At 43.0% G+C, this 17,377-nt stretch carries 11 protein-coding genes; 2 read left to right on the top strand and 9 right to left on the bottom strand.

Annotated features, from left to right (window positions below):
• Positions 1 to 43 precede the first annotated feature (43 nt).
• The 3 genes from ACSLUR_RS09950 to prlC all read right to left on the bottom strand — a co-directional run bounded on the left by ACSLUR_RS09950 (position 44) and on the right by prlC (position 3,620).
• Entirely contained in the window at positions 44 to 775 is a 732-nt protein-coding gene (locus ACSLUR_RS09950; RefSeq protein WP_448554379.1) for a class I SAM-dependent methyltransferase, read from the bottom strand.
• Positions 776 to 843: 68 nt separating this feature from the next.
• Positions 844 to 1,551 carry a DNA-3-methyladenine glycosylase I gene (locus ACSLUR_RS09945; RefSeq protein WP_448554100.1) on the bottom strand — a complete coding sequence of 236 codons (708 nt, stop codon included), beginning with the start codon at positions 1,549 to 1,551 and terminating at the stop codon, positions 844 to 846.
• Positions 1,552 to 1,574: 23 nt separating this feature from the next.
• A complete protein-coding gene (gene prlC / locus ACSLUR_RS09940) occupies positions 1,575 to 3,620 on the bottom strand; it encodes an oligopeptidase A (RefSeq protein WP_448554098.1) in 2,046 nt (681 codons plus the stop codon).
• 273 nt (positions 3,621 to 3,893) lie between these two features.
• Here prlC and ACSLUR_RS09935 point away from each other — a divergent pair, with 273 nt between their 5' ends.
• Positions 3,894 to 8,525, top strand: a complete 4,632-nt coding sequence (locus ACSLUR_RS09935; RefSeq protein WP_448554096.1) for an EAL domain-containing protein — start codon at positions 3,894 to 3,896, stop codon at positions 8,523 to 8,525.
• Positions 8,526 to 8,630: 105 nt separating this feature from the next.
• On the top strand, positions 8,631 to 9,983 hold the full coding sequence (gorA, locus tag ACSLUR_RS09930; RefSeq protein WP_448554094.1) for a glutathione-disulfide reductase: 1,353 nt from the start codon (positions 8,631 to 8,633) through the stop codon (positions 9,981 to 9,983).
• Between the two features lie 105 nt (positions 9,984 to 10,088).
• Here gorA and ACSLUR_RS09925 read toward each other — a convergent pair whose 3' ends face one another.
• The 6 genes from ACSLUR_RS09925 to ACSLUR_RS09900 all read right to left on the bottom strand — a co-directional run bounded on the left by ACSLUR_RS09925 (position 10,089) and on the right by ACSLUR_RS09900 (position 17,376).
• Positions 10,089 to 12,347 carry a hypothetical protein gene (locus ACSLUR_RS09925; protein WP_448554092.1) on the bottom strand — a complete coding sequence of 753 codons (2,259 nt, stop codon included), beginning with the start codon at positions 12,345 to 12,347 and terminating at the stop codon, positions 10,089 to 10,091.
• Between the two features lie 69 nt (positions 12,348 to 12,416).
• Positions 12,417 to 14,162 (bottom strand): hypothetical protein, encoded by a 1,746-nt coding sequence (locus ACSLUR_RS09920; RefSeq protein WP_448554090.1) that lies wholly within the window; start codon positions 14,160 to 14,162, stop codon positions 12,417 to 12,419.
• Positions 14,163 to 14,299: 137 nt separating this feature from the next.
• Complete coding sequence (locus ACSLUR_RS09915; protein ID WP_448554088.1) at positions 14,300 to 15,280, bottom strand: S8 family peptidase; 981 nt, start codon at positions 15,278 to 15,280, stop codon at positions 14,300 to 14,302.
• A gap of 85 nt (positions 15,281 to 15,365) precedes the next feature.
• Entirely contained in the window at positions 15,366 to 16,058 is a 693-nt protein-coding gene (locus tag ACSLUR_RS09910) for a hypothetical protein (RefSeq protein ID WP_448554086.1), read from the bottom strand.
• 179 nt (positions 16,059 to 16,237) lie between these two features.
• On the bottom strand, positions 16,238 to 16,651 hold the full coding sequence (locus ACSLUR_RS09905) for a hypothetical protein (protein ID WP_448554084.1): 414 nt from the start codon (positions 16,649 to 16,651) through the stop codon (positions 16,238 to 16,240).
• A gap of 44 nt (positions 16,652 to 16,695) precedes the next feature.
• Positions 16,696 to 17,376 (bottom strand): hypothetical protein, encoded by a 681-nt coding sequence (locus ACSLUR_RS09900; RefSeq protein WP_448554082.1) that lies wholly within the window; start codon positions 17,374 to 17,376, stop codon positions 16,696 to 16,698.
• Between the last annotated feature and the right edge of the window lies 1 nt (position 17,377).

Raw genomic sequence — 17,377 nt, 5'->3', positions numbered from 1 at the left:
ATAACGTGTTGCTGCCTATGAAAACCAGCAACACGTTGAGCAGTTATGCCGGTTTGGGAATTCCTTTATTGACGTATATGTCGAAGCGATTTTTCTTCATTTTTACTTCGGTTGAAGGTTTTTGATTGGCTAAGTAATCCGCATAGCTAGGGCGTTTCACCACCACTCGGTATTCCGCTAGTGCTAACGCTGGTGCGAGTAGTTGGTCGGCATCGAGATCGGCACCGACTAAGTGTTGGAATACGCGCATTTCTTTTTTCACTTGCGCCGACTTTTCCTTGTGCGGATACATAGGGTCAAGGTAGACCACATCAATATCATCGAGTTGTGGCATGTCTTGCGTAGACGATTGGTGAATCAGTGTCATGCGCTCGGCTATTTCACTGATGTCAGCATTGAGTTGTGCGCGTGCCAGCCCGTCTTCCAGCAAAGCGGCGACCACAGGGTTGCGCTCTACCAGCGTGACTTTGCAACCGAGCGCAGCAAGTACAAAGGCGTCGCGACCAAGACCCGCAGTAGCGTCTAACACATGTGGATTAAAACCATGTTTTAGGCCAACAGCCTTGGCAATATCTTGACCTCGACCACCACCAAATTTACGGCGATGACCAACTGCGCCGTCAACAAAGTCAACTTTAATAGGGGCGAGCTTAGGTTCATCTAACTTCACTAATTCAAGCACTTGATCGTTCACTTGCAGCACAAAGGCAAGCTCAGCAAAGTTGGTTGCTGCGGCGATATCGCCGATATAATTAAAGTGCCAGCGCTGAGCAATTTGTTTGGCTAGATCAACATCGGTTTTGTGAACATAGGCAACGGCAACTTGCAGGTTTGTGTCTGCCATTAGCTGTCGTCCTCATGTACTTGGATGTAGTTATCGCCAGTGGCATAAGCCACTAGGCGGCTAAGCTGAGTTAAGCTCAGCCCTGATTCTTGCTGCCAGCGATTAAATGCAGTTTGAATGGTGTTTAAACTGGCTTTGGTTTGCAACCCGCCCGAGATTAAGTCGTGCGCCCGAAAGTAGGCTTCCACATCGCGCGACAGCAAGAAGGTGTCTTTACCAAGCGCGCGCAGCGAGTATGGGCCAGTATTGCCACCCAAACGGGCACCATGTTTTTTCAGGTGTGCCCATAGGCCGATAATATTGTCGCTTGGCCAGTGTTGAATAAATTCTGCAAATGAATGACCCTTTTGCTGCTCTTCAAAAATCATTTGGGCATTGGCTTTAATGGTTTTTACCTTATTAAAGTTGCGAATAATTTTCGGATCGACGGCTTTTCTCTCCAGCATATCTTCTGGCATCATCAAGATTTTCTCGATATCAAAGCCGAAGAACACTTCTTCAAAGTCTGGCCATTTTTGTTCGACTACACGCCAAACAAAGCCTGATTGAAACACTTTTTTCGTGAATGCCGCCAAGTAGCGATCATCGGGTAGCAAGGCTAATGCGCCCTGCTCTTCAACCGGTGGTAGCAGTAAATTTAATTGCGCAACGCCGCCTTTGCGTTCGGCGGCGCGCTGATAGAGTTTATCGAAAGCTTCTAGTTTCATTGTGTAGAGTCTAAATTCAATGCCTAAGCTGCTTGAATGCCACTGTGTCTTAGTAGCGCATCAATTTCAGGCTCGCGACCACGGAAGGCTTTAAATAGCTCGCTTGGCTCTTGTGAGCCACCTTTTTCCAAGATGTTCACCAAGAAGCTGCGGCCAGTGTCTTGGTTAAACACACCTTCTTCTTCAAAACGTGAGAAAGCATCACTTGATAACACTTCCGCCCATTTGTAGCTGTAGTAGCCCGCTGCATAACCACCACCAAAGATATGACCAAAACTGTGTTGGAAGCGGTTAAATTCAGGTGCTTTTACCACAGCGTATTGCGCGCGTACATCGTTTAGCACAGTTTGAATATGCTCGGTTTTTGCTGGTGAAAATTGTGCGTGCATGGTGAAGTCGAACAAACCAAACTCGAGCTGACGCAACATTTGCATTGCTGACTGGAAGTTTTTCGCGGCCAACATTTTGTCTAGCATACTTTGTGGCAGTGGCTCGCCTGTTTCAAAGTGGCCTGAAATGAAGCTTAAGGCTTCAGGCTGCCAGCACCAGTTTTCTAAGAACTGGCTTGGTAGTTCAACGGCATCCCATGCAACACCGTTAATACCGGCAACACTAGAAGCGTTGATTTGCGTTAGCATATGGTGAATACCGTGACCAAATTCGTGGAATAAGGTGACCACTTCATCATGGGTAAATAACGCGGGTTTGTCCCCTACTGGGCCGTTAAAGTTACAAGTTAGGTAAGCAACGGGCAGTTGCACAGTGCCGTTGGCTAGTTCACGACGACCAACACAATCGTCCATCCAAGCACCACCGCGTTTTTTCTCGCGAGCGTATAAATCTAAGTAGAAACTACCGCGTAGCTGTTCATTTTCGTCGTAAACGTCAAAGAATTTAACGTCTTGATGCCATACATCAACGGTATCACGTTGTTTAATGGTTAAACCAAATAAGCGATTGACCACTTCAAACAAGCCGGCAACAACGGTTTGTTCAGGGAAATACGGGCGTAACTCTTCGTCAGAAATCGCGTAACGCTCTTGCTTAAGCTTTTCGCTGTAGTACGGTAAATCCCAAGCAGCTAATGCTTCAACTTGATGTTTTTCTTTGGCAAATTCGTGTAATTCTGTCAGCTCTTGTTCACCTTGAGGTTTAGATTTAGCCGCTAAGTCTTGTAAAAAGCCGATCACTTGCTCGCTCGAATCAGCCATTTTGGTTGCCAGTGATTTATCGGCGTAGTGTTCAAAATCAAGCAGTTGTGCAAGTTCGTGGCGCAGTGCAAGAATCTCGTTCATTACTTGTGAGTTGTCGAATTCACCTGCATTTGGGCCAAGTTCTGACGCGCGAGTAACAAATGCGCGGTACACTTTCTCGCGCAGTTCGCGATTGTCGCAGTACATCATAATCGGCAAGTAGCTTGGAAAATCTAAGGTAAATAGCCAACCGTCAAGCTCTTTAGCTTGTGCAAGTTGGGCTGCTGCCGCTTTCGCGCTATCGGGTAGGCCACTTAATTCTGTTTCGTCGGTGATATTGACGGTAAATGCTTGTGTTGCATCGAGTAAATTGTTGTTAAAGTTAGAGCCTAGCTCAGATAGTTTCGCCACAATTTCACCGTAGCGTTGTTGTTTCTCAGGCGCTAAGGCAATACCCGAGAGTTTAAAATCGCGAAGTGCATTATCAATGACTTTCTGTTGTGCAGTATCTAGCGTTTGGTAGTGTTCGCTCTCGCTAAGCTGTTTATAGGCTTGGTATAAGCCTTGGTGTTGGCCAACAAAGGTGCCGTACTCTGACAGCAGCGGTAAACAACTTTCATAGGCTTCACGCAATTCATCACTGCTTAACACTGAGTTTAGGTGTGATATTGGTGACCATAACTTTCCTAAAACATCATCAACTTCGTCAATCGGCATCACTAAATTTTGCCATGTGAATGTATCATTTTCGGTTAACACTCGGTCGATACACTGCTTGCAATCAGCAATGGCTTGTTCAACGGCAGGCTTTACGTGCGCTGGTTTAATCGCTGAAAATTGTGGTAGAGCATGTGATTGCAATAATGGATTTGTCATAGAGTAAGCCTTCGGCATCAGTTGTTATCAGCTATACATTTATAGCCAGTAGTCGCGTAATTCAAGAGTCGCACTATATTTATTGTATGTTAGTTCTAACTTTTGTAGCTAAATGCTTGCTCTTGTGTGTACTGGTGATGGCTATGGGTATTAGCGTGTAAACCAATTGTATTGTTTTGTTTTACCTTGTGTTACCGCAATACGAGCAGCATAAATTTCGGCATAATATTGGGTTAGCTTTGTATTTCTTTTTTTAGTGTAGGATAAGTTAGTTTGCGTCGAATAATGTGGTGCCTGCTATTGCTGAGTGTGTTAATCACGCGCTCTGTTTTTGCGATCAGCAACACCAGTTTGTCATTATCAAACATTAGTGTGGCTGATGGTCTTAATAGTGCCAGTGTTTTTGCTGTGATGCAGGACACTAATGGTTACTTATGGCTAGGCACGGAGCATGGTGTCAATATTTACGATGGATACACCATGCGTTCGCTAATTGGCCCCGAAGGTGATTTTGAACGCTATGCAGTGACGCAAATCGTACAAGACGAACAAGGTATTGTTTGGCTGACCATGCCGGGTAAAGGCATCTACCGATACGACTATCAAACCGATAGTTATCAATTACTCACCGACCTCGTTATCACAACCGCTGATGCAGCTTATAAACCTAATACCGGTAACTCGCCATGGCTTGCGATAGGGCAAAAGGTTCTGCGATACAGCCAAGCGGGCAAGCACGTTGAATTGGTGCTTGATTTAACTGACCAATTAAAAGCTGGCGAATTTATTGAGCGGGTGTATCAAGTTGAGCAATTTTTATTGGTCGCTACCCCCCGAGGCGCCTTTGTTCTGGAGTTATCCACTGGGCAAGTTAATCACTTAGATTTAGTGGTTAATCAGGCTGTTTCCAGCATGAGTTTAGACGGTTTTGAGGCCAATCGTTTGTATGACTTTGTTAGTTGGCGTGGTCACGTATTTGTTGCTACGGAAGCTGGCTTGGTCACTTTTGAGATTGCCGACCTTGTTAGTTACTTTGACAATTTGGCTGAATTGCCCGTTGTTCATCCGAACGTTATGCATGGTGTACGTTCGTTATATGCTGAGCAAGATAAAGTGCTAGTGGGCTCGCACGAAGGTGTGATGCAGGTGCGAGTAAATCAAAGCCTGCTCGATACTATAGATACAACCGCCCCTTTATCGGCAGATTTCGTTTATCAGTTATTGTTTCGCTTTTCTGATATTAACCCACATGTTGCACACAATGATGTGTTGGATATTACCAAAGACAACAGTGGCATATTTTGGTTTGGTTCACAGTCAAATGGGGTTTATCGTTGGAATCCAAACAGTGAACTCATCTGGAATGTTGAGCATGTTAGCACTGCTAATAATAGCCCTCTAAATGAAGAAGTAAGCGGACTTGGTCTAGGCGGTGTATACGCCATGACTGCAGATAGCCAAGACCCGAAGATTATTTGGGCAAGTACGGGTCGTGTACTAAACCGCATCAATACTGAGACTAAAACAGTTAAACACTATGCTATCGACCTACACGAACACACTAGACATTTACACGCCGACATTACCAAACTAGTTGATAACGGCGATACACTTTGGGTTGGAACACAGCAAGGAATTAGGCCTTTTAATAAGCGCTTAGAGCGGGTCGTGTCAGAACCTTTTTCTGCGGCAACTCAAGCGTGGCTGTGTCAACATCATGGTGAGCACTATACGTTTGCCATATTGCAGCAAAGTTTATGGTTTTTTGGCTCTGAAGGGGCTGGGCGCATTTCGTTAAAAACTGGTGAAATGGAAAAACTTGATGCAATTAACAAGGTGTTATCACCTGACCAAATTCAGCGAGTTTTTGCCGATGTGGCATTATGGCCTGAGCAGTTAGTATTAACCACTCAAGATAGTATCTGGGTCTATAACCCAATGCTTGATTCGTTGAAATTGGTTTATCAGTTTCATCACAACCAAGAGTTTCGTCACGCCGAGATTAATAGCCTAGCGTTAGATGATAACAATATTTTATGGGTCGCCTATGATGGTGTTGGTTTGTTTGGGCTTGATGGTTTAAGCCTTGAATCTAGAGTATTTATTGACGCTGCTAGCACTTCCTTAGATGAGCATATTTATGGTGTAAAGACTGATGCTGAGGGTCATTTATGGTTTGCTAGCCAAGTGGGTATTTATCGATTGGATAAAAACACTCGGCACCTGCGCCAGTTCGATATTGGCGATGGCCTAGCCACTAATGAATTTAATGCCGATGCATACCTTGCAATGGCCGATGGCAAGCTTGCCTATGGCACCATGCTGGGCTTAAGTATTTTTAACCCTATTCAACTGCACAACCAAAATGAGGCCATTAACCAAGACTTTAGCGTTAAATTTGCGGGCGTCAGTACGTTATCACGTGACTTAACTGTCCCTACATTTATTAATAATGATCAGACGTTTTCCTTCAAGCACAGTGATATTGGTATTCGTGTCGACTTTACTACGTCTTCATTCTTACATCGCGACACTATTGAATATCGTTACCAGCTCGTTGGTCCTACTGAAATAAACGCGCCGTTTTCCAGTCAGCACTACGTTACTTTTCCGAGTTTAAGTTCTGGCGACTATGAGCTGATTGTGCGTGCTAAATCGCCTTACACAGGCGAGATTTCTGCGCCTAGCTCCTTGTCGTTCAGTGTTTCTTATCCTTTGTGGCGAGCACCAGTAACCCAGGTTTTTTACGGGTTTAGTGTCTTAGTGTGTTTGTTTATTTGGCTTCGTTGGCGGGCCAACAAACAGCAAGAATTAATTGCTGCACACGAAGCGGTGAAGTTAAGAGAACATCGCTTACAGCTCGCACTTACTGGCAGTGATAGTGAGGTGTGGGACTGGGAAAACCAATCGAATCGTATTTATGCCAAGCGTTTTACCAAAGATTTGGGCTATGCTGCTCCGGATACATCGCTTGGTTTTGAAACTCACGTTGACTTGATCCACCCAGAAGACAAAGAGTTGTTTTTGTCCAAATGGCACGCGTTTCTGATTAGCGATTCGCCCGTTGACAGCTTTGAATGCAGCTATCGCTTGCAGCACAGCGACGGCCATTGGTTATGGTACAAAGATATTGGCAAAATTGTGACCCGCAATATCGATGGTGAGCCAGATCGTGTAACCGGATCTTACTCGAACATTACTCAAACGCGTGCTGATGAAGAGCGTGCATTAAACTTTGGGGATGCCTTTAAGCATACCCAAGACTGGGTGGTGATCATTGATGAGAATTTTGAGCGTGTCACGGTTAATCAATCAATGGGCCAAGTTTTCGGCTGGAAAAATGAAGAGTTTGACTACCATCGAGGGCTATTCGGGCTAACAGAAAAGCGCAGTGATTATTATCTTGAGCTGTTACCTACTTTGAAAAACAAAGGTCACTATAGCGGTGAAGAGCTGATTCAAACACCGCTAGGTCAAGAGTACCACGTGTTAATGAATATCAGTGTCAGCAAAAATAAAGTGAATAATACGCATCACTATATTTTTGTGATGACCGATATCAGTGCTCAGAAAAAAGCTGAATTCGAGCTTAGACAATTAGCCAACTATGACCACCTAACTGGCTTACCTAATCGTTCATTATTACTTGAACGCATTAAGCACGGTATTGAACAGGCACGTCGCGCGCAACACACTATTGCCCTGTTTTTCATTGATTTAGACCGTTTTAAGCAGGTTAATGACTCGCTCGGCCATGACTATGGTGATTTGCTACTGCAAGAAATCACCGCTCGTCTCAACAGTGCACTTAGGGAAGACGACACAATTGCCCGTATTGGCGGCGATGAATTTGTTGTGTTGGTGGAGCATTTTAAGTCGCATAATGATTTAAGCCGCATTGCGCAAAAAATTATTGATGTGGTTGAGGTGCCTGTAAAACTGAAAAGCACCACCGTGAGTGTTGGCGCCAGCATTGGTATTGCGATGTATCCTGAAGATTCCGGATCGCAAGACGAGCTACTGCGCAATGCTGACGTTGCGATGTATCACGCCAAGCAACAAGGCCGCAATAACTTCCAGTTCTTTACCGAGCGCATGAACTTGGAAGCTAAACAGCGGTTAACCATGGAGTCTAGTCTTAAGCAGGCGGTGAGAAACGACGAGTTTTTCAATGTTTATCAGCCAGTGATTGATGCCCACACAGGCAAGATTATTGGTGCTGAATTACTTATGCGTTGGCAGAGTGAAGAGGGCTTAGTATCACCTGACAAGTTTATTCCGCTTGCCGAAGAAATGGGTTTGATCGCCACCATGACGGGAATTGCACTCGACAAGGCATTGGTACTACTTAAAGTATGGCGCGCGCTGAGCCCTAATTTTTACTTGTCGATTAATGTATCAGCCAAACATTTTGCTGATGCCAGTTTGGTCACCTTCTTGGAAAACAAGTTTAATGACTATCAAATTCCTGCGGGCGCGTTAAAAATAGAGGTAACCGAAAGCGCATTTATGAGCGAGCCAGAAAAAGCGATAGAAACCATCAATACGCTTTCTGCTATGGGGTGTCGCTTAGCGTTAGATGATTTCGGTACTGGCTATTCATCATTGTCTTATATCAAACAGCTACCGCTTGATATTATTAAGATTGATCGCAGTTTTGTCAGTGGTATTGGCGAATCGCCAGAAGACGAAGCAATAGTAGACTCAACACTGGTATTGGCAAGAAGTTTAAACATTGCCTGTGTTGCTGAAGGTGTAGAAACCGAAGCACAGCTTCAGTACTTGGTTGATCATCAATGCCACATGATTCAAGGCTATTTTTATTACTCGCCGCTGGTCATGGATGAGCTAACAGAAAAACTCGCAGAGAATAAAAATGAGTTTAGTACGGTCGCTAAGGGTTAGGAAGGGGTTAGGTAAGTGTTAAGCAGTATGTGCAAGCTTGTAATTTGCGCTTTCTCCCCCATTAATTAACGATAACAAAACGATTAGGTTTATAGGTACACAATTATGACTCAACATTTTGATTTTCTCGCCATTGGTGCAGGTAGTGGCGGTATTGCTTCAGCTAACCGTGCAGCGAGGCATGGTAAAAAAGCAGCCGTAATTGAAGCGAAGGCAATTGGTGGAACTTGCGTAAATGTTGGTTGTGTGCCGAAAAAAGCGATGTGGTATGCAGGGCAAATTGCCGACGCATTGCACTATGCGCCAGATTACGGTTTCAATGCACCACTGCAAAGCTTTGACTGGGCAACTTTAATTAAAAACCGTGAAGCGTACATTGAGCGCATTCACGCCGCATATCAGCGTGGTTTTACCGCCAATGACGTCACGGTTATCCAGGGCTTTGCTAAGTTTGTTAACAAAAATACTGTTGAAGTTAATGGTGAGCTTTACTCTGCTGATCATATTGTCATCGCAACAGGTGGTCGCCCTAGCGTTCCTAACATTGAAGGCGCTGAGTATGGTATCGACTCGGATGGTTTCTTCGCGTTAACCGAGCAACCTAAATCAGCTGCTGTCGTTGGTGCGGGTTACATCGCTGTAGAGTTAGCAGGCGTTTTACATGCACTAGGTACAGAGTCACACTTGCTTGTGCGTAAAGAAAAACCATTGCGCGACTTTGATGAAATGTTAAGTGACACGCTAGTAGAGCAAATGGCAAAGCATGGCCCAACACTTCACAATCACAGTGTGCCAACTAAAGTTGAAAAACACGATAACGGCCAGTTAACCGTTCACCTTGAAAACGGTAAGACGGTTGGCCCAGTTGATACCCTAATTTGGGCGATTGGTCGCGAGCCAGCGACTGATCAAATTAACCTTGAAGCGACGGGTGTTGAAACCGACGAGCGTGGCTTTATTCCAACCGACAAATACCAAAACACCAATGTAGACGGCATTTATGCCGTGGGTGATAACACTGGCCGAGTGCAGTTGACGCCTGTTGCTGTGGCTGCTGGTCGCCGTTTATGTGAGCGTTTATTTAACAATAAACCATACGAGCACTTAGACTATGAAAATGTCGCCACAGTGGTCTTTAGTCACCCTGTTATCGGTACAGTTGGCTTAAGCGAGCAAGAAGCGATTGAGCAGTACGGTGAAGATCAGGTTAAGGTGTATAACTCGCAATTTACTGCACTTTATCAAGCAATTACCGAAGATTACCGCGACCCAACACGCATGAAGCTAGTATGCGTGGGCAAAGAAGAGAAAATTGTCGGTATTCACTCAATTGGTTTTGGCAGCGATGAATTGCTACAAGGTTTTGCTGTGGCGATGAAAATGGGCGCAACTAAGGCTGACTTTGATAATACGGTGGCGATTCACCCGACCTCGGCTGAAGAATTTGTTACGATGTAATTAGTACAGGACGACCATGGCCTATTGGTTTTTAGGCTCAGTTTTCCTATCAGCAGCTAGCTTCCAACTAGCTGCTTTTTTGTTACCGATACTGCGCAAGCGGTTTCATCTTTTATCGCGGTAAAGCCTCTCAAAAACTTTCATTTTAGAAGAGTCTTCACTTGTCATATTGACGAGCTGCCTATCCATTTGCGATTGTGAGTGTTTTGATATCCACCAGCCTAGTGCTGGGTCATCTTTATTGTTGTCATTGCAACTCGACTCTGACTGATATTCTAGAACAATAACACTTGCAGATAACCCAGCCTGCTTCGCGTTTTGGTCCTCAGCAAATTGAGGGTGATTAATCAAGCGAACCAGATTTGTTGTTGAGTGAGATCCGCGAACGCTAGCCAGTGTTTGTATTGGTCCCGTAATTTCATTAAATGGCCAGGAACTGTGGCAATCTAAGCCCTGATTGGGATCAAAAGTATTACTTGTTACTGTATTGTCGTGAGTAACGTATTTAGCTGAATTTTTTAACACTAATAATATCGGCACGTAAATTTCGTCTTCACTGCTAATTGCTGCCATAGCGTTAATTATGTGCTCTATTTCAATAGCTCCATAGTTATCAAAATAACCTGCATCTGCAGTATGTAGCTTTTCTTTATAATTTAAGTCAGGGTTAAACGAGCCTTTAGGCGTTATATAGGGAAAGCGGGCAGAATTGGTCGCTGCGGTACTTAATCTGACTGGGAAATAGAATTCATTATTTTCAAGACTCTGCCATTCAGTGGTTTTCTCTTTGAACTGGGATTGGAACACATTTTCCATACTTACGGTATGAATGAAGTCGCTTTCGATACTGCGAAAAGGAGATGCTATAGCACGTTGACCAGTCTCCTGAATTGTTGTTGGTGCAATAAACACTGGAAACCAAGCGTTTTCTTGAGCCTTAGAGTCTGCAGAGTAGTACAATGAATGATATGGCTTTGCCAATGTGTTCTTGTTAAAAATATCTGCAAAGCCCTTCTCAAATGACTTTTCTAAGACGGTTGCTCTATCTTCGCGCCAAAATGGTAGTGGTAAGAAACGATAAAGTAAGTCGTTATATAAAAAGCTAGTGGTTACCGGTGATAGGTAATCGACACCCGCTACTTTTTTTAGTAAGCAACGATAGTGCGTAAATACGTTTGTAACTTCAGTAAGTTCTGACTGGCATTGGCGACTAGGGTCAGACAAGTGATTAGTTTTTGCATTAAGCGCGGCGAGGAAAAACATGTTGCCAACAGTGCCACCTGATGCACCGGAGAGTGCAAAAACATTCTGATGAAAATCTGGGTATTTGTCCTCGAGTATACCCAGTGCTACTGATGACCAGTAAGAAGCTCTTACACCGCCGCCTTCACTAGCGATCAAAAATGTTGGTATGTACTTTTTACCACCCTCAAGAATATATCGCTTGTTTGGTGATTGCTGATAAATACTCAATGCTTCATCAAGGTTTTTAAACTTTGGCGCAATTTGTAAAGGCTTATTGTTAGTAGTCTCTAAATAACGAATAGAATGATTATCGGTGCTCACCACTATCGATATGATGAGAGGTACTAAAAGTATTGTGATGGTAGGGAAAGGCCGAGAAACGCAAAACCTATCTTGTTTAATAAGTTTCATTAGTTTGTTAAACAAGGGCCAAAACAATAAGTGAACAAAGACAATGCTACCGTACATAAATGACCCTATTCCCCAAAAAATCAAAGCTAGTCCGTTTAGGTCTTTTGCTGATTCTATGGGGTCAAATATCGCTTGCAACGCGGTAAACAAAGATACAATGCCAATAATCACAAACCAAAAGTAAGGCTTAAAAAGTAATTTTGAACGTTTGTTTATGCCAGCAAGTGTCTGTGTAATATTGCGTCGAAACGTCAAGAAGGTGAACACCACCAAGATGACCATAATTGACGATATGGCTAGACTGAAGTATTGAGCATTGTACGCATGTACAAATATCACTAAAGGTAAAAAAATGGCGTAAATTCTCGGTAAGAATTTTCCCCACTTTCCACCGTAGTAACTCTTTTCGTCTATGGAGTTAAAGCGTGGCGTCGCTAAATTCCAGTCGGTAGACTTAACTTGGCTGCCTTGCCCAACATCTAACAAAAAACGGGCACTTAGCCAGCAAACCAAACTGAAGTAGACCTGCCCTACGCTAGTGAGTAGAAGTTGTTGAAAAGTGCCATATTCAGTGATGCGAATAAGATCAGACAGCTGGTCAATGTTAACCACGGCATAACTGACTAACGTGCTTACTACTAACGGAAAAAGGGTTGCGTTAATCGCCTTACTGGGGTTGCTCCACACAGACTTTATTGAGTTTTTCATCTTAAAAACCTCTAACTATTCCGAATTAACAATTAATGCACTTGTTTTTGATTTCACGTGTATCACGCGTTAGTCTTCGTCTTTTTTGTTCCACAATGAATCAAAGCTGGTTTGCCATTGCACATAGATTTGCCAAGCGTCTTCTGCTTCATCTTTGCGATCATCAATACCTACGTTAGCTCGAGCACCAACAAACATCCTGCCACCCGCGAAGGTGCCAACGGGTAATTGCCCCCTTAGCTCGACCCTGTGACCAGGGATACCTTCCGACTTACCATAAAGCACATCAAAATAGGCTTCTTCGTTGTGAGCTAATCGACCACCCCAATAGTAGCGAGTGTTGAAATTATCTTGGTCGTTGTCGGTAAAATTAAAGCCAGCGGTGACAATTGGCCCTATCATAAATTCTTGATAACTCTTTTTAGTAATATCACCACGGATAGCGACGTACCAAGGTGAAAAGAGGCCAATTTCGCCCACCAATGCTTGTTCAATATCTGGTTCAGCAGTGTTGCTTGCTTGATCTGAATCTGGCTCCATTGCCAGATCATTATCTGAGCCTACATTGGCTGACTGAGCGGCCATTTTATCTAGTTTATTTTCAACAAAGGTATGCTCACCAACCGACATAATGTTCACATTGCCGAAGATATGAAGATTATTAAAAGACCAGTCAGAGCACTTTTGGCCTGCAATACACTTTGCATTGGTGACAGCGCGCAACTCTTCAATTTCACGCGACAGTCGGTTGTAGACTTGTAGCCCAACTCTAGCATTGGTTTCCTCGAATAACTCATTAACACTGGTAGCCTCTGCTCCGACATAAAATTGATAAGTAAAGGCTTCTTCTCGCCATGGTGCGAGCTCATATTCAATAACATCAACCTTGAGTGCTTTATTGACTTTTTGGGTGATTTGATTTTCAGTTTTTTTCAGCGCCATAACTAAGTCTAATGCGAGATCTCTATCGGCGTTTGTCGCAATAACAGCGTAGCGCTCGTTAAGTTCAATAATGGTCTGTTTGAGTTGCTTTAATTGGTCTGAAATTTGGCCAAATTGGTCTGGACTGTTGGCAATTTTGTGGTCTTTTTGCGCTTTTATGCAGCTGTCGACCTGATTGTTGAGTTGGGTGCTAATTGCGGCTACTTTTGAATGCCACTCATCTTTGTTGAGTAATTTTTCAGGCTCTTTAATCGCAATTTCTGCCGTGCATTGCTCTAGATGCGTTTGTGCGATTTCATCGGCGAGTTTTACTGCTTTTTTAATATCGACATTCTCGTCTTTTGCAAATTTCTCTCGGTAGCCGGCCAATTCTGAAGCTTTTAGTGCTAGCTTAGCATCATTGATTGTTGATAAACGAGGTTCGATAATATGACTGAGTGTCGCAATAACAATATCACTTTGATAAGCGTCATTCTGCTCAGCCCACTGCTTGAAAGCACTCAGAACGTTGGCTACGTAAGACATGATTTTAGTTGCCTGCGTTGATATTGCTTTTTGTTTTATGTGTATATCACTTCCACCGCTTTTGTTCAGCGAGTTTAAGGCGGCAACACACTGTTCCAGTTGGAAGGAAATCCTGTAATTGAATTCTTCCAGTTTATCGGCCCACTTATCGCCCTCAGTCAGCTCACTAATATTGTCGACTGCATAAGCACTTTGGCAATTTTTACTGAACTGCGGGACAGGTTTTGTTAAACCAAATGCAGAAGCAATTTCATCTTTCGATTGAGGTGCTTTTGCAGCAAAACTGCCTTGAGAGCAGAGCGACGAAATGGCAACAAGTAGGGGTAAACTCGCTAGTGTTTTTTTCATTTTTCTAGTCCTTGTAAATGTCGGTTTGTTAAGTGACATTGAACTAGTGCTGTTACGGTGAGTTTTGTCTCACCTAGCCGTATCAGAAGTTTTATAGGTAGACAGCACTTACTTAGTAAGTGCTGTCAAATCAGGTGTTAAGCGTTAAAGTAGCGAAATGGCAATAACGCCCCGTAACCTGAGTAACTGTCGTGGTAATGGGGGTGCGATGCCATAACCATTAAATGATTTTTCAACCCCTCACAGTTTTCAACAGGGGTACCGTGCTGACCAGACTGTTTGTGCTTGGAAACAATCAGCGCAGATAAGCCCGCTACAAATGGCGTTGCCATAGAGGTACCGCTTAGTTTTGCATACCCGCCATCAAGATATGTAGACCAAATATCACTGCCAGGTGCCATAAAGTCTAGTTCTCCACCGTGTGATGAAAACTCAGAAGTACTGGTATATGTATCGTGTGAAGCAACGGTAATCACGCCACCATTTTTAGCAGGGTAATTAATGTTATTGTAGGCCGAAATGCCATCATTGCCGGCTGCACAAATAACAGCTTTACCATAGAATAGGGCATATTGAATGGCGCGATAAATATCTGGCGACATATACACACCGCCAAGCGACATCGAAATGATGTCTGCGCCTTCATCGACCGCCCAATAAATGCCTTCGGCTATCCATTCGTGTGTACCGCTGCCATGGTTGTTTAGTACTTTACCAATCATTAAATTACATTCGGGCGCAACACCAACTAAGCCTATATCGTTGAGCCTGGCACCCACTATGCCTGCGCAATGTGTGCCATGGCCGTTGACATCTTCTATACCATCGCCGGTAAAGTCCTTGATTTTTCCTAGTCCAGCAGCTAGATCGGGGTGGTCAGTGTCAACGCCCGTGTCTAAAACGGCAACAGTGACGTTTTCTCCTTGGGTTTGCCACCAAGCGCTGGGGACATCATAGATATCTTGTGCCCAAGACAACCGATCTCCATTTTCATTCGATGCGGCTTTGCTAAGTTGGCTTACCGATTTTACGACATTACTTGTGGTTACTTTAGGCAGATGAAAGTTGAGTTTACTGATTGCGTCATCTGGTTTATTTAAACTTTTTTTGGGGGCCATAATCGTCATCCTTATCCTTAATCTAAGTTTGTCTGATTCATTGTTTCTTGGTTACCGCGTTAAACAAGTGCAGCAATGCGTCGATTTATCTCACCTGTGAAAAAGTTTCTTGTGTTTGCTGTGGGTTCAGATGCTCATCTAGGCACATTTGATCAGGAGACTGGATATCGTGAAAGAATATACTTTTAAGTAAGCAGTAATCTTTAACTAGCTGTGACGAGTACTTAATTTGAGTCGGCGTTGGTGGTTTGATGTGTTTTTCCAAGTTGAAGTAAATGTAACTAAACATCGCCATATACCGAGGCACCCTAGTAATAGTTTGTTCGATATTAGCAATATGGTGTTCAGTGTTTTGAGTGGCGTTGTTGATATCAATAAAACGCTCAGTCAGCAGATTAAGCTGCGAAAGTTGCGCTTGCTGGTGACTGTCAATCTCTGATTTCAAAAGGCTTAGTTCGGTACTTAATTGTCGAAATTCCAGAGGCATCTGCTTTTCAACGTCGCTCAATTTGCTCTCGATACGATCTAATCGTTTTTCTAGGTCTAGATTACTCAACACTTTCACTTGTTGAGTTAACTCAGTTATAACTCCATTTAACTTTGATGAGGCATCATTTACGTCGGTTATTTGCTCGTTTAGCACTGTCATATTCAGGGTAATAGTGCCAATAACTGCTGTTAGAATGCCAATCGGGTTGCCAATAATATTGTTGGCAGTATTTAGGAGAGCGACGAGTTTACTGTCGTTTACTGGTTTTGTTTGATCTGATGTATTCATATTCAGCTCCTTTTCAGTAGGGCAAAAGGTTAGTGCGCTGAAGCTTTGAATTATCTCACTTTGTTTTGCGATGTTGATTATTGAAAAGTTAAGTTAGACCTTAAAGGACTATTAAGATTGTAAACGGCAATAAACATACTAATCGTTACTGCCGTATTAAAATGAGGATATATATTACATTAATTATCAATTTCTCTTCCGCCTCCTGATCTTGTTTTATTGGACATCGGGTCAATTGAAAAAATACCAAGGCTTTTATCGACTGCACATGAATAATAGAAAAACCGATCTGTTAGTAATGTATGAAATAATAATAATAAGTAATCCTGATTATTTGTATCACCATTCAGTTTAAAATGGTAAATAATAACGTGGGCAATGCCACCAAATATTGGACATATTTTAGGTGGGTAACTGCCGCTAGAAATAACATCTTTTCCTTGCTCGTCAGTTAACCGGAGAGTTAAATTACCATTATCTTTGTCAGTCAAAAATGTGTAATCATCCCATGACGAAGAGTCAGGCTCGGAAAATGTTATTAGCAGCTTTTTATTTTTGAGCCTATTTAAAGTTTTTTCTGTAGGGTTGTTCATGTTGAAATTCCTTATTTAAGTGTTCGATTAGATCACGCCAATAACTACAGAATGTTGAGTGATATTACGCCAGCTTTAAGTGTTGACTCACCTCCTTCCTTGTTTATTCCTATTAGTGAAAATTTGTATCTGCCAGATTTGAAGTTATTTGTTCCTAAGTTGATGAAAAGCATGTCGTTATTGTCACGTTTCAAATGTGGGCTAGACCAAGCCGTTGAAAGAGTTGCCGATGAAATAAGTTCTAAGCGATAAGTTGGATATGTAAATGCATCAAGTTCAGTATCTATATATGTCGATAATATAACTTGCTGATTTTTTGTGATATTGATATCAATAATTTCATTTATGCTTCGAGTATCCGCTAAGGAAAGACCAATTACATTTAACTCTGCTATTTGATGTGAATCGTTATTGGCAATCTGCATATATTGATTAGGTATAATCGCAATCAAAATGGCAGCAGCTAGCGACCAAGCAGGAATTTTTTGCTGCCACCAATGGCGCTGGTTAGCCGCTTTTGAGTCACGAGTTGAAGGTATTTCTTGTGCTAGTAGAGAAGCATTTGCCTGTATGCCCTCGTAGAGTTTTTCAGCAAGCTCTAGCTGCTCCAAACACGCTTGGTTAGCAAGATAATAGCTTTCAAATTTCGTCATCTCATCTTCACTCATTTGATTGAGGATATAGCGCTCAATTAATTGTTGTTCGTCTATTTCTTGGCTATTCACA

This window comes from Thalassotalea montiporae, assembly GCF_053485855.1.
The sequence above is the reverse complement of the archived record's forward strand: the minus strand, read 5'-3'. Positions and strand labels throughout refer to the sequence as shown.